This is a genomic window from Halomonas sp. H33-56 (assembly GCF_040147035.1).
Classification (GTDB): domain Bacteria; phylum Pseudomonadota; class Gammaproteobacteria; order Pseudomonadales; family Halomonadaceae; genus Halomonas; species Halomonas litopenaei.
Genome location: NZ_JAMSHP010000001.1, coordinates 409,339 through 421,859 on the forward strand (window position 1 = coordinate 409,339; position 12,521 = coordinate 421,859).

Here is a 12,521-nt window from a genome sequence, read left to right on the forward strand (position 1 = left end):
CCATGACGGGTCCATTGACTGCACCAATGACAGGGCCCGTGCCGATCGGCACGGGCCCTGTCATTGTGGCCTTGGCGTTTGTACTGCTTGCGCAGGCCCTCGCCAGCGGCGAGGGCCTGCGTGGACGGGCTTAACGCCAGCCGACGCGATCGAAGATCTTGACCGCTTCCGGGTTGTTCTCGCCCAGCACGCTGACGTTGACTTCGTCCTTCTTGAACTCGCCCCAGGAGCCGAGCACCTCGTCCACGGCGACGCCCTCGACCACCGGGAATTCGTGGTTGCCCACGGCGAACAGTTCCTGAGCTTCGTCGGAGGCCAGGAACTCGAGGAAGGCGACGGCGTTGTCGTGGTTAGGTGCACCCTTGACCAGGCCGGCACCACCGACGTTGACGTGGGCACCACGGTCATCCTGATTGGGGAACAGGATCTGCACGCTCTCGGCGGCCTCGCGCTCGTCGGCGTCGTCGGAGGTCAGCAGACGCACGTAGTAGTAGTGGTTGGCCACCGCCACGTCGCACTCGCCGCTGGCTACGCCCTTGATCTGGTCGCGGTCGCCACCCTCGGGGTCGCGTGCCATGTTGTCGACCACGCCCTGGGCCCACTCTTCGGCACCTTCCTCACCGTGGTGCTCGACCATCGAGGCCAGCAGTGACTGGTTGTAGATGTTGTTGGAGGAACGGATGCAGATCTTGCCCTTGAGGCTGGGGTCGGCCAGCTTCTCGTAGCTGTCGACCTGCTCGGGCTCGATGGTCTCGGGGTTGTAGAAGATCGCCCGTACACGCTGGCTGAAGCCGAACCAGTCGCCTTCGGGATGGCGCATGCTCTCGGGCAGGCGCTCGTTGAGCACCTCGGAGTCCACCGGCGCGAAGATGCCTTCCTCCTCGGCGCGCCACAGGCGGCCGGCGTCCACGGTCATCATGATGTCGGCGGGGCTGGCCTCGCCCTCGCGCTTGATGCGCTGGATGAGCTGGTCGGAATCGCCCTGCAGCACGTTGACCTCGATGCCGGTCTGTTCGGTGAAGGCGTCGTACATGGCCTGGTCGGAGTCGTAGTGACGTGCCGAGTACACATTGACGCTGCCGTCGGCGTAGGCGAGACCGGAAGCGCCGGCCAGGGCGATGGCGATGGCAAGACGAGAGACGTTGGACATCGGAGACCTCGAGTGGCGGATGGAATGATAATACGTGTCATTCGGTGTCCGTATTGAACGACCTCCCGGGCACGGCGTCAATCACTGTGCCTCCTTGGGCTGATGCAGGGTGCTTCTCTCGGCATAGTGGAGGGGGCGCGATCGATGTACTGATGGGGCTGCGTCGGGGGCGGATACCTCCGACCATCGGGCGCTCCAGCCTGGCGCTGCGCCCCCTGGCACCCGCTGCTTCGGGAGCCGGCAGAACTGCGAGGCTGACCTGTTGGAGCGGGAGATATCGCACAGGCAAAGGAGAAGGCGTGTCGAAAGGATTCGCGTTACCATGGCCAATCCATCGGCTTTCGCCGTCGTCCATCCGACCTTCGACACGCGATCCCCTCCATGACCTCACACCTTGCCAGCTCCGCCACCGTTTCCGAGCAGACCTTCGAGGAAGGCGTTGTCGCCGATCCTCTGCTGGCTGTGCGCAATATCCAGCATCGATACGACAGCAAACTTGCCGTCAGCGACGCCTCCTTCGACATCGCGCCGGGCGAGGTGGTGTGCCTGCTCGGGCCGTCGGGCTGTGGCAAGACGACGCTGCTGCGCATCGTCGCCGGACTCGAGGCGTTGCAGCAGGGGGAGCTCAAGTTTGACGGCCAGACCCTGGCCGCACCGGGGCGCCCCCACGTGCCGCCGGAGAAGCGCAGCGTGGGGCTGGCCTTCCAGGAATCGGCACTGTTTCCCCACTTGAGCGTGCTCGACAACGTGACCTTCGGGCTCAAGGGGATGCCGGCGCGCGCGCGCCGTGAACGAGCCCTGGAGCTGCTCGCTCAGCTGGGTATGGACGGCTACTCCGAGGCCTTCCCGCACACCCTGTCCGGTGGCCAGCAGCAGCGGGTGGCCCTGGCCAGGGCCCTGGCGCCCTCGCCGCAATTGATGCTGCTGGACGAGCCTTTCTCGAGCCTCGACGCGCGTCTCAGGGACCGTATCCGTGATGACACCCTGCACGTGCTCAAGCAGGTGGGCGCAGGCACCCTACTGGTGACCCATGACCCCGAAGAGGCGATGTTCATGGCCGATCGCATCGTGCTGATGCGCGATGGTCGGGTGGTGCAGGTAGGCACGCCGGAAGAGCTCTACTGCGCGCCGGCCGACCCCTTCGTGGTGACCTTCTTCGGGGACGTCAATCGCCTGGAAGGCGTCGCCCAGCGTGGCTATGTGCATACCGCGGTGGGGCCCGTCGCCACCGACCTGCCTGACGGCGCCCGCGCCCAGGTGCTGATGCGCCCGGAGGCGCTCAGGGTGGTGGAAATCGAGAGCGACGGCCAGCACGCCCACCACAGCCACGTGCTGATGGCACGACTGCTGGGGCGTTGCAGTCTGCTGCACCTCTGCGTGCACGGTATCGATGGCCAGGAGGCCCACATGCACGCCCGGGTACCCGGGGTCTTTCTGCCGAGGGAAGGCCAGGCCGTGCAGGTCAGTCTCGACCCGGCCCAGGTATTCGTGTTCCCCGCCGAGGCGTCCGGCGCCGAGGCCGTCTAGACCCCCTGGCCCCGGCGCACCAGGGGGGGACTATTCGTATCGGGTCGTATCCAGCAGGGGCCTGCGTCAGTCGCTGGCCTGGCCCGGGCGCGAGCGGCGCATCGCCAGGCTCAGCAGCACCACCGGAATGATCCCCACGGCAACGATGGCCAGGGACGCTGTCGAGGCCTCGGCCAGGCGTTCGTCAGCGGCCAGGTTGTGGGCTCGTACCGCCAGGGTGTCGAAGTTGAACGGGCGCAGGATGATGGTGGCCGGCAGCTCCTTCATCACATCGACGAAGACCAGGATCCCGGCGGCCAGCAGGCTGCCGCGCATGATCGGCGTATGCACCTTGCGCAGGGTGCCGGTGGCGGTCTCGCCGAGGGTGCGGGCGGCCGCGTCCATCGACGGGGTGACCTTGCCCAGGCTCGCTTCCACGGCGTTGAACGACACCGCGAGAAAACGCACCACATAGGCATAGATCAGGATAAAGGCGGTACCGCTGAGGATCAGGCCGATCACCTCCCCGGTGGCGGCCTTGTACAGCTGGTTGAGCTGGACGTCGACCCAGGCGAAGGGGATCAGGATGCCTACCGCCACCACCGACCCCGGAATCGCGTAGCCCAGCGAGGCCACCCGCGTGGCCGTGCGGGTCAGCGGGCCCTGTTCGAGTCGGGCGCCATAGCTCAGCACCACCGCCAGCCCCACCGCGATCAGGGCGGCGACGGCTGCCAGCAGCAGGCTGTTGCCGGCGTACTCGAAAAAGGCGCTGCCCAGCACGCTGTCTCCGGCCTTCAGCGCCATGTACCCCAGCAGCAGGCAGGGCAACAGGAAGCCCACCGTCACCGGCAGCGCGCAGGCCAGGGTGGCCGCCCAGGCGCGTGCACCGCTTAGACGGTACTCCGGTAGTTGCTGGTAGCGGTGAGAGGTGTGGTGGAAGCGGCGCTTGCCCCGGGACCAGCGCTCCAGCAGCACGAACAGGATCACGAAGGCCAGCAGACACGCCGCCAGCTGGGCGGCGGCGACCTGTTCGCCAAGTCCGAACCAGGTGCGATAGATGCCGGTGGTGAAGGTATCCACGCCGAAGTACTGCACCGCGCCGAACTCGTTGAGGGTTTCCATCAAGGCCAGCGACACGCCCCCCACCAGCGCCGGTCGCGCCAGCGGTACCGCCACCTGGGTAAACATCTGCCAGGGGCCGCGGCCCAGGGTGCGTCCCACGTCGAGCATGCACACCGACTGCTCGAGGAAGGCCGCCCTGGCCAGCATGTACACGTAGGGGTAGAGCACCAGGGTGATCAGGGTGGCGGCACCCGGTAACGAGCGGATGTCGGGAAACCAGTAGTCCCCGCGGGACCAGCCGAAGGCTTCGCGCAGGGCCTCCTGCACCGGCCCTGCGTACTGCAGAAAGTCGGTGTAGGCGTAGGCGATGACGTAGGTGGGTACCGCCAACGGCAGCAGCATGGCCCATTCGAACAGGCGCTTGCCGGGAAAACGGCACATCACTACCAGCCAGGCGCAGCCGGTACCGATGGCCAGGGTACCAAGGCCGACGCTGAGTACCAGGAACAGGGTGTTGAGCAGATAACGCGTCAGCACAGTGTCGGCCAGGTGACGCCAGATATCGCCGGCGGGCACCAGAATATGGGCCAGGATCACCAGCACCGGCAGTGCCACCACCGCGGCGACAGCCAGCGTCAACCAGCCCCAGCGCGAAAGCCGCCGGGAACGAACCTTGGCCACGGAATGAGTACTGCTGGACACGGACGGACTCCTGCTGCGGGCACCGCTGACGGACGGGAGGCCAGATCATACCAGTCCGTGCCGGCGGCTGCAGTTGGCCATCAAGGGGAGGCATGGAGGCGCGCACCAAACGGAAGTGAGACCTTGGCTCGGCGGGCTTTGAAAGTGAATAACTATTCATTTATTTTAAGAGGCATCTCAAAAGAGGGTAAATGTCATGCGCCCACGCGACGACACCAAGCGGGTGGCACTGCTCGAGGCGACCCTGGTCGAGGTCACCGAGCACGGCTTCGGCGTGGCCTCGGTGGCCCGTATCGCGCGTCGCGCCAGGGTGTCGCCCGCCACCCTCTATATCCACTTTGCCGACAAGGACGCCCTGCTGGAGGCGACCTTTGTGCACGTTTGTGACCAGCTGATCGATACCGCCCTGGAGGCCTTCGATGCGGCACTCGAGCTGCGCCAGGCGCTGCGCGAGATGTGGCATGCGCTGTTTCATCTGGCCCTCGACCAGCCGCGCCTGTTTCGCTTCCACGACGCCTTCAGCCATTCGGTATGGATGAATGATCGGGTCCGCGAGCGCAACGATCTGCGCCTGGCGCCCTTGCTCGATGCCATCGCCCAGGGGCATCGGGATGGCGTGCTCAAGCCGGTTGGGCTTGCGCTGCTGGAAAGCTTCATGTTCCGCCCGATCTACCACCTGGTGCAGAGCCAGGGGAGCCACCCGTTCGAGCCCACCCACACCAATATCGACCAGGCCTTTGCGATGGCCTGGGACGCCATTGCCGTTCGCCACGACAACTCGCGTCCCTGACGCCTCAGGAGCCCCCATGACCTTCTCTACGTTTCCTCCGACGTCGCGCCTTGAGCGCCTGCTGGCCAGGTTCAGTCTGCTTGCCGTCGTGGCGCTTGTCGCCGGCTGTGAATCCGACCAGCCGCCCTTGTCCCAGCAGCAGGTACACCCGGTGAAGCTGGTGTCGCTGGACGCCGGGCGTCAGGGCATGTTGATGCGTTATCCCGGCCAGGTGCAGGCCTCGGAGCGTTCGGAGCTGTCGTTCCGGGTCGGTGGGGAACTGCGCGAGCTGGCCGTGCAGCCGGGGGATGACGTCGAAGAAGGCGACCTTGTCGCCCGCCTCGACGATCGTGACGCCAAGAGTCAGCTGGCCAACGCCCGTTCGAGCTACAACCTGGCCGAGGCGACCTACGAGCGCATGCGTATCTCGCTGGAGCGTGGTGCCATCAGTCGGTCCCGCTTCGACGAGGCACGTGCCGAGTTTCTGTCGGCCCAGGCCCAGCTCAAGCAGGCCCAGGACCAGCTCAGCTACACCGAGCTCAGCGCGCCCTTCAGCGGCGTGATTGCGTCGGTTCCGGTGGACAACTATCAGGTGGTCGGTGCCCAGCAGACCATCGCCGAGCTGCAGCAGCCGGGGTCCATCGACGTGACCTTCCAGCTGCCGGAGCAGCAGGTCCGTCGGATCAATGACGAGCGCGCCCAGGCGGTGCAGGACGGCGAGGATGCGGTGGTCTGGGTGACCTTCGCCGAGAACCAGCAGCAGCGCTACCCGGCCCGCTACAAGGAGCACGACAGCAGCGTCAGCCAGGGGTCGCTGAGCTATGAGGTCACCCTGACCTTGCCTGAACCCGACGACATCACGGTGCTGTCGGGCATGAGCGCCACGGTGCTGCTGGACATGAGCGCCCTGACCGGTGATAGCCAGGATCCCTGGCGGGTGCCGGTGGCGGCGGTGGCCACGCGGGAATCGCAGCCTGACCAGGCGGTGGTGTGGCGCTTCGTGCCCGACGACGAGTCCCGCGCCGACGGCCCTGGACGTGTCGAGGCGGTGCCGGTCGTGCCGGGGCGCATCACCACCCAGGGGATGCTGATCGAGGGCGAGCTCGAGGCCGGCGACCGGCTGGTCGCCGCCGGTGCCGAACGCATGCAGGAAGGACGCAGGGTACGACCCTGGATCAAGGAAGAGGGGCTCTGATCGATGGTCGACTACTTTCTGCGCCAGAAGGTCATCAGCTGGATGATCACCCTGCTGCTGGCCGTTGGCGGGGTGGTGTCTTTCTTCGGGCTCGGGCAGCTGGAGTTTCCCGAGTTCACCATCCGCAACGCCATCATTTCGACCCAGTACCCCGGCGCCACGCCAGAACAGGTAGAAGAGGAGGTCACCCTGCGCCTGGAGAAGGCGATCCAGCAGATGCCCGACCTGAAGCGGGTCAGCTCGGTCAACGCCGACGGCCTGTCGCAGATCACCGTGGAGCTCGAGAACACGGTGCGCGAGCACGAACTTGCCCAGTACTGGGACCTGCTGCGGCGCAAGATCAGCGACGTCCAGGCCGAGCTGCCCCCCGGCGCCGGGACCTCCATCGTCAACGATGACTTCGGTGACGTCTTCGGCCTGCTGTTGACCCTGACCGGCGAGGACTACAGCCAGCAGGACCTGGAAGACCACGCCGACCTGCTGCAGCGGGAGCTGCGCCTGGTCGACGGGGTCAAGAAGGTCGCCATCGCCGGCACCGTGCAGGACCAGGTGGTGGTGTCGCTGGACCGTGACCGGATGCGCGCGCTGGGGATCTCGCCACAGCAGTTGAGTGACCTGCTCAACGCCCAGAACGTGGTGGGCGACGCGGGCCATATCAAGCTCGATGGCCTGTCGCTGTCGGTGCAGCCCACCGGCGAGTTCGACAGCGTCGAGTCGCTCGAGCGGCTGGTGGTGGGCCGCCCCGGTGACGGCCTGATCCGCCTTGGCGATATCGCCGAGGTCACTCGCCAGACCACCGATACGCCCCAGTTGCTCTACCACGCAGGGGGGCAGTCCGCGCTGTCCATCGGCATCTCGTTTGGTTCCGGCGTCAACGTGGTGGAGGTCGGCGAACGGGTCGAGAAGCGGCTTTCCGAGCTCGAACAGCGCATGCCGCTGGGCATGGAACTGGCCACCGTCTACCACCAGCCCGAGGTGGTGGAGGACGCGGTCAACGGCTTTCTGATCAACCTGGCCGAGGCGGTCGGCATCGTCATACTGGTGCTGTTGCTGTTCATGGGGGTGCGTAGCGGGCTGCTGATGGGCCTGATCCTGCTGCTGACCATCCTCGGCACCTTCATCATGATGTCGATTCACGGCATCCAGCTGCAGAAGATCTCGCTGGGCGCCTTGATCATTGCCCTCGGCATGCTGGTGGACAACGCCATCGTGGTCACCGAGGGCATGATGATCGGCCTTGCCCGGGGCAAGACCAAGCGCCAGGCGGCGCTGGAGGTGGTCGGTCAGAATCGCCTGCCGCTGCTGGGTGCCACGGTCATCGCGATCACCGCCTTTGCTCCCATCGGGCTGTCGCCGGACGCTACCGGCGAGTTCGTCGGGTCACTGTTCTGGGTATTGTGCTATTCGCTGTTCCTGAGCTGGATCACCGCCCTGACCCTGACCCCCTTCTTCTTCGATCTGTTCTTCAAGGAACGCATCGAAGCGGGCGAGGAGGGGGATAGCGATCCCTATCGTGGCCTGCTGTTCCGGGTGTTTCGCCGCCTGCTGGTGCTGGGGGTTCGATTCCGCTACCTGACATTGGTGCTGGCGGTGGCGCTGCTGGCCGGTGCCTTGTCGCTGTCGGGGCAGGTCAAGAACGCCTTCTTTCCCGACGCCACCACACCGCTGTTCTTTGCCGATGTGTGGTTGCCGGAGGGCACCGACGTGCTGGAGACCGAGCGCACCATCGCGCGCCTCGAGACGCAGGTGCTGGAGATGCAGGACGTGACCCGGGTGACCAGCGTGATCGGTGGCGGCGCACAGCGCTTCACCCTGACCTATGCCCCCGAGGACCGCTATGCGAGTTTTGGTCAGCTGATCGTCGAGACCGAGGACCGCGCGTCCCGGGAAGCCCGCATGAAAGAGGTGATCGAGACCCTGCGCGAGGACTTCCCCCGGGTCCAGTACAAGGTCCAGGCGTTGCAGGTCGGCCCCTCGGCTAAGGCCAGCATCGAGGCGCGCATCTACGGTGACGATCCCGAGACCCTGCACCGCCTGGGCGCCGAGGTGCGTGGCATCTTCCAGGACGAGCCGATGACCGACAGCATCCGGCTGTCCTGGAGCAATCGCGAGAGCGTCATCGTGCCCGAGTTCCTCGAGCAACAGGCACGTCGCGTCGGAGTCACCCGGGACGCCTTGCACCAGGCGCTCAGGCTCAACAATGACGGCGAGCAGGTCGGCGTCTACCGGGAAGGCAGCGAGCTGATTCCGATCGTGATGCGCTCCCGGGAGGACCAGCGCCACGACATCGACAACCTCAGCGCGGTCAACGTCTGGAGTGAAGAGCAGGGACGTTATCTCAGCGCCGGCAACGTGCTCGGCGAGCTGCACACCGAGCTGCGTGATCCGCTGATCAAGCGTCGTGACCGGCGTCGCATGCTGGCGGTGTACGCCGAGCCGATGCCGCTGTCCGGTGAGACCGCTGCCAGCGTGCTGGCGCGGCTGCGTCCCCTGGTCGAGGCCATCGAGCTGCCGCCGGGCTATGCCATCGAATGGGGCGGTGAGTACGAAACTGCCAGCGACGCTCAGAAGGCGCTGCTGTCATCGCTGCCCATGGGCCTGCTCGGCATGTTCATTATCACCGTGCTGCTGTTTGGCCGGCTGCGCCAGGCGCTGGCGATCTGGTCGATCGTGCCGCTGATGCTGATCGGTATCATCGGTGGCCTGGCGTTGCTCGGGGCGCCCTTCACCTTCATGGCGCTGCTCGGCACCTTGAGCCTGATCGGCATGGTGCTGAAGAACGCCATCGTGCTGATGGAAGAGATCAACGTGCAGCGTGGCCAGCAGGACAATGCCCACGACGCCGTGATCCAGGCCGCGGTCAGTCGTGTGCGGCCGGTGACCATGGCCGCCGTGACCACCATGCTGGGGATGCTGCCGCTGTTCACCGATGCCTTCTTCGCCTCCATGGCGGTGGTCATCGTGTTCGGTCTGGGCGTCGCCACCCTGTTGACCCTGGTGATCCTGCCGGTGGCGTATTGCACCTTGATGCGAATTCGCGCTGGCTGATCCTGCCGCCGCTGCCTAGCCGCCGGCCCCCTGAACGCTGGCCCCATGGGGGCCAGCCTCGTCGGCGATGGGGGACCAGGGGGCGTCTGACACGCCATCTGGCTGCGTCGACGGGGCCCGCTCCACCAGCCAGGAAGAAACCAGCGGCCACAGGGTGTCACGGTGGCGGCGGCGAAATCCTTCCAGGTGCCCCAGCACACCACTGCCCATTACCCTGGGAGACAGCTGCAGGCGCTTGATCGAAGCCCCGGTGAAGTAGCCTGCCAGCAGGTCGATGCTGTCGCTGCTGGCGTAGGGGTCGTCGTCGAGCCCCACCACCAGCAGAGGTAACGCCACGCGGGCGAATCGCACTTCGGCGTTGAGTTCCGGGTCGTCGAAGAAGTAGCGCGGCAGGCTGGTCCAGCGACTGCACTGGCGAGCCACACCATCGGGCACGTCTTCACCGATACCGAGCCGTCGGCAGGGCACATAGCCTTTGATGCGGGACAGCAAAGGAAACACCAGCTTGAACAGCATCCAGGCGCGCAGCCTCAGCCAGGGTGATGAGATGAAGCGCAGACAGCTGGCATTACAGGCGATCAGCACCGCGCCGCTCAAGTGTCGACTGGCGTCGCCCAGGCCGATGGCATGGCCACCGAAGCTGTGACCGATGGCAAGCAGCGGCAAGTCCGGCCAGTGCTGGCGAGCCCACTGGGTCACGCTGTCGGCGTCTAGCTCGGCCCAGTCCTGCATGCGCACCCCCAGTTTCTCGAGATGCTCCGGTCGCGACCGCCCGATGCCGCGATAGTCGTAGCTCAGCACGTGGAAGCCTTGCTCGGCCAGGAATAGTGCGAAGGCCTGATAAAGGCGTTGTGACACCGCCGAAGCGGAGTGAATGATCACCACCCCACGCAGCGGCTGTGTGGCCTCGAAGTGGCTGGCGCCGAGCGGATAGGCATCGGAGGCGGAGAGGGTGAAGCGGGTCACGTTGGCCATGATGCTGCCCTTGCACAGAGTGTCTAAGAACTCTTAATACGATGCAGGAACGGCGTCGAGGCTTTACCCAATCAGGAGCGCGAGGGGGTGAAAAGTCGAAGAATATGCCGGAAACGCACTGGCAAAATCGTCGTTCTAAACGAGTAGCCCCCGCGAAGCGGGGGCTGTGTGGTTGTGCTGGAGGCTACCCTGAGGGTCAGTAGCCCAGCAGCATCGAGGGCAGGCCTGTGACCAGGGCGGGGAAGTAGGACATCAGCACGCAGGCAATCAATATCAGCGCGCAGAACGGGATCACCGCCTTGTACAGGTCGAGGGTCTCGACCTCCGGTGGCGCCACGCCCTTCAGGTAGAACAGCGCATAGCCGAAGGGCGGGGTCAGGAAGGAGGTCTGCAATACCACCGCCACCATCACCACGAACCACAGCATGTCGACGCCCATGGTCTCGATGATCGGCAGCATGATCGGGAAGCTCAGCAGCACGATGCCGGTCCAGTCGAGGAACATGCCCAGCACGAATACCAGCAGGAACATCAGGATCAGTGCGCCGGTGGTGCCACCGGGCATCGCCAGCACCAGTTCGCTGATCACGTCCATGCCGCCGCCGATGGAGAACACCCCGGTGAAGGCGGTCGCCCCCACCAGCACGAACATCACCATGGTGGTGGTCTTGCCGGCCTCGATGAAGGTGTTGTAGCAGGTCGACAGCTTGCGATCACCGAAGATCAGGAACAGCAGGAAGGCCAGGGTCACGCCGATGGCCGAGGCCTCGGTGGCGGTGGCGATACCGGTGAACAGGGCGCCCAGCACCCCGAGGATCAGGCTCATCGGCGGCAGTACGTACTTGCACAAGCGGATCACCAGCTCCCCGGTGCTGGTCTCGGCACGCTCCTCGGCGCCTACAGGAGGGCCGAAGTCGGGCTTGATCAGGCAGATCACCAGCACGTAGAGCGCGTACATCGAGCCCAGCAGCAGACCCGGCACCAGGGCACCGGCGAACAGCGCACCCACCGACACCGGCGAGTAGCTGGCCATCAGGATCAGCATGATGCTTGGCGGAATCAGGATGCCGAGACAGCCGCTGGCCATGATGACGCCGGCGGACAGGCCCTTGTTGTAGCCGTACTTGAGCATCGGTGCCAGGGCGATCAGGCCCATCACCGCGATGGAGGCGCCGACGATGCCGGTGGTGGCCGCCAGCAGCACCGAGACGATGACCACGGTCAGCGCCAGGCCGCCGCGCACGCGTCCGAGCAACAGGCGCATGCTCTCGAACATTTTCTCGGTGACGCCCGAGTCATTGAGAAAGCGCGCCATCAGAATAAACAGCGGGATCGCCACCAGGACATAATTGTCCATGGCGCGCCCATAGATGTTGTTGATGATGATGCCGAGCACCTGGGGACCGGGGCCGAACCAGGCGCCGAGTACCGCGACACCGCCCAGCACGAAGGCCAACGGGTGGCCCATGAACAGCCCCAGCATCAGGCCTGCAAACATGAAGATGGTCAGAAGTTCAGCGCTCATTTGGCTTCCTCCACGCCCTGGCCTGTCAGCTCATTGATGGCGCGAATGACGATGGCGATGGCCTGCAGAAGGATCAGCACGCTGGCGATGACCAGCACGGCTTTTACTGGGTAGACCGGGATCGAGACGATGCCGTAGGTGGACTCGGCGCGGCTCCAGGAGCGCTCGAAGAAGCGCCAGCTATAGGTGATGAACATGATGATGAAGGGGGTGAAGAACAGCAGGTAGCCGAGCAGGTCGATCAGTGCGCGACCGCGCCGGGAAAGCAGCTGCTTGACGATGTCCACCTCCACATGGGCGTGATGGCGCAGCCCGTAGGCGGCCATCAGCATGAAATGGGTACCGAACAGCATGGTGGTGACGTCGAAGGCCCAGTCGCTGGGGCGTCCGATAAAGAAGCGCATCGCGATGTCGTAGACCACCACGAGGGTGATGATCGCGATCAGCGGAGCGATCAAACGGCCGAACCACTCGTTCAAGCAGTCGATGGCCTTGGCAATGGCGTTCATGGTGGGGTTCTCGTCGAAGTCCAACGATGACCGGCGGCCTCGCGCAGAGAGCCGCCGGCCGGTAGTGACAGAAACGTGCC

General features: G+C 65.3%; 9 protein-coding genes. 4 read left to right on the forward strand and 5 right to left on the reverse strand.

Going from position 1 to position 12,521, the window contains the following annotated elements; all coding sequences use genetic code 11:
* Window positions 1-130: 130 nt before the first annotated feature.
* Window positions 131-1,150 carry a Fe(3+) ABC transporter substrate-binding protein gene (locus tag NFH98_RS01865; protein WP_108131134.1) on the reverse strand — a complete coding sequence of 340 codons (1,020 nt, stop codon included), beginning with the start codon at window positions 1,148-1,150 and terminating at the stop codon, window positions 131-133.
* Between the two features lie 381 nt (window positions 1,151-1,531).
* On the opposite strand from NFH98_RS01865, the gene NFH98_RS01870 reads away from it, so the two are divergent.
* Window positions 1,532-2,677 carry an ABC transporter ATP-binding protein gene (locus NFH98_RS01870; protein ID WP_045991380.1) on the forward strand — a complete coding sequence of 382 codons (1,146 nt, stop codon included), beginning with the start codon at window positions 1,532-1,534 and terminating at the stop codon, window positions 2,675-2,677.
* A gap of 66 nt (window positions 2,678-2,743) precedes the next feature.
* Here NFH98_RS01870 and NFH98_RS01875 read toward each other — a convergent pair whose 3' ends face one another.
* Complete coding sequence (locus NFH98_RS01875) at window positions 2,744-4,399, reverse strand: ABC transporter permease (RefSeq protein WP_231498506.1); 1,656 nt, start codon at window positions 4,397-4,399, stop codon at window positions 2,744-2,746.
* A gap of 217 nt (window positions 4,400-4,616) precedes the next feature.
* Between NFH98_RS01875 and NFH98_RS01880 the strand changes: the two genes are divergently transcribed.
* Genes NFH98_RS01880 through NFH98_RS01890 form a run of 3 tightly spaced genes read left to right on the forward strand, consistent with a single transcriptional unit; the run spans window position 4,617 to window position 9,432 of the window.
* Complete coding sequence (locus NFH98_RS01880) at window positions 4,617-5,210, forward strand: TetR/AcrR family transcriptional regulator (RefSeq protein WP_108448433.1); 594 nt, start codon at window positions 4,617-4,619, stop codon at window positions 5,208-5,210.
* Between the two features lie 16 nt (window positions 5,211-5,226).
* The gene (locus NFH98_RS01885) at window positions 5,227-6,384 is read left to right on the forward strand and encodes an efflux RND transporter periplasmic adaptor subunit (protein WP_045991383.1); all 1,158 of its coding nucleotides are present in this window, start codon (window positions 5,227-5,229) and stop codon (window positions 6,382-6,384) included.
* A gap of 3 nt (window positions 6,385-6,387) precedes the next feature.
* Window positions 6,388-9,432 carry an efflux RND transporter permease subunit gene (locus NFH98_RS01890; RefSeq protein WP_349622142.1) on the forward strand — a complete coding sequence of 1,015 codons (3,045 nt, stop codon included), beginning with the start codon at window positions 6,388-6,390 and terminating at the stop codon, window positions 9,430-9,432.
* Window positions 9,433-9,447: 15 nt separating this feature from the next.
* On the opposite strand, the gene NFH98_RS01895 is transcribed toward NFH98_RS01890, so the two are convergent.
* From NFH98_RS01895 to NFH98_RS01905, 3 genes are all read right to left on the reverse strand, one after another.
* Window positions 9,448-10,407, reverse strand: coding sequence for an alpha/beta hydrolase family protein (locus NFH98_RS01895; protein ID WP_108131139.1), 960 nt, complete (start codon window positions 10,405-10,407; stop codon window positions 9,448-9,450).
* Window positions 10,408-10,603: 196 nt separating this feature from the next.
* Complete coding sequence (locus NFH98_RS01900; protein ID WP_045991386.1) at window positions 10,604-11,932, reverse strand: TRAP transporter large permease; 1,329 nt, start codon at window positions 11,930-11,932, stop codon at window positions 10,604-10,606.
* A complete protein-coding gene (locus NFH98_RS01905) occupies window positions 11,929-12,441 on the reverse strand; it encodes a TRAP transporter small permease subunit (RefSeq protein ID WP_045991387.1) in 513 nt (170 codons plus the stop codon). The genes NFH98_RS01900 and NFH98_RS01905 overlap by 4 nt, the downstream gene beginning before the upstream one ends.
* Between the last annotated feature and the right edge of the window lie 80 nt (window positions 12,442-12,521).

Excerpts from the sequence above, each read along its gene's own strand:
- NFH98_RS01885 (WP_045991383.1), top strand. The coding sequence starts at position 5,227 with ATGACCTTCTCTACGTTTCCTCCGACGTCGCGCCTTGAGCGCCTGCTG.
- NFH98_RS01870 (WP_045991380.1), top strand. The coding sequence starts at position 1,532 with ATGACCTCACACCTTGCCAGCTCCGCCACCGTTTCCGAGCAGACCTTC.
- NFH98_RS01895 (WP_108131139.1), bottom strand. The coding sequence starts at position 10,407 with ATGGCCAACGTGACCCGCTTCACCCTCTCCGCCTCCGATGCCTATCCG.
- NFH98_RS01905 (WP_045991387.1), bottom strand. The coding sequence starts at position 12,441 with ATGAACGCCATTGCCAAGGCCATCGACTGCTTGAACGAGTGGTTCGGC.
- NFH98_RS01900 (WP_045991386.1), bottom strand. The coding sequence starts at position 11,932 with ATGAGCGCTGAACTTCTGACCATCTTCATGTTTGCAGGCCTGATGCTG.
- NFH98_RS01890 (WP_349622142.1), top strand. The coding sequence starts at position 6,388 with ATGGTCGACTACTTTCTGCGCCAGAAGGTCATCAGCTGGATGATCACC.
- NFH98_RS01865 (WP_108131134.1), bottom strand. The coding sequence starts at position 1,150 with ATGTCCAACGTCTCTCGTCTTGCCATCGCCATCGCCCTGGCCGGCGCT.
- NFH98_RS01880 (WP_108448433.1), top strand. The coding sequence starts at position 4,617 with ATGCGCCCACGCGACGACACCAAGCGGGTGGCACTGCTCGAGGCGACC.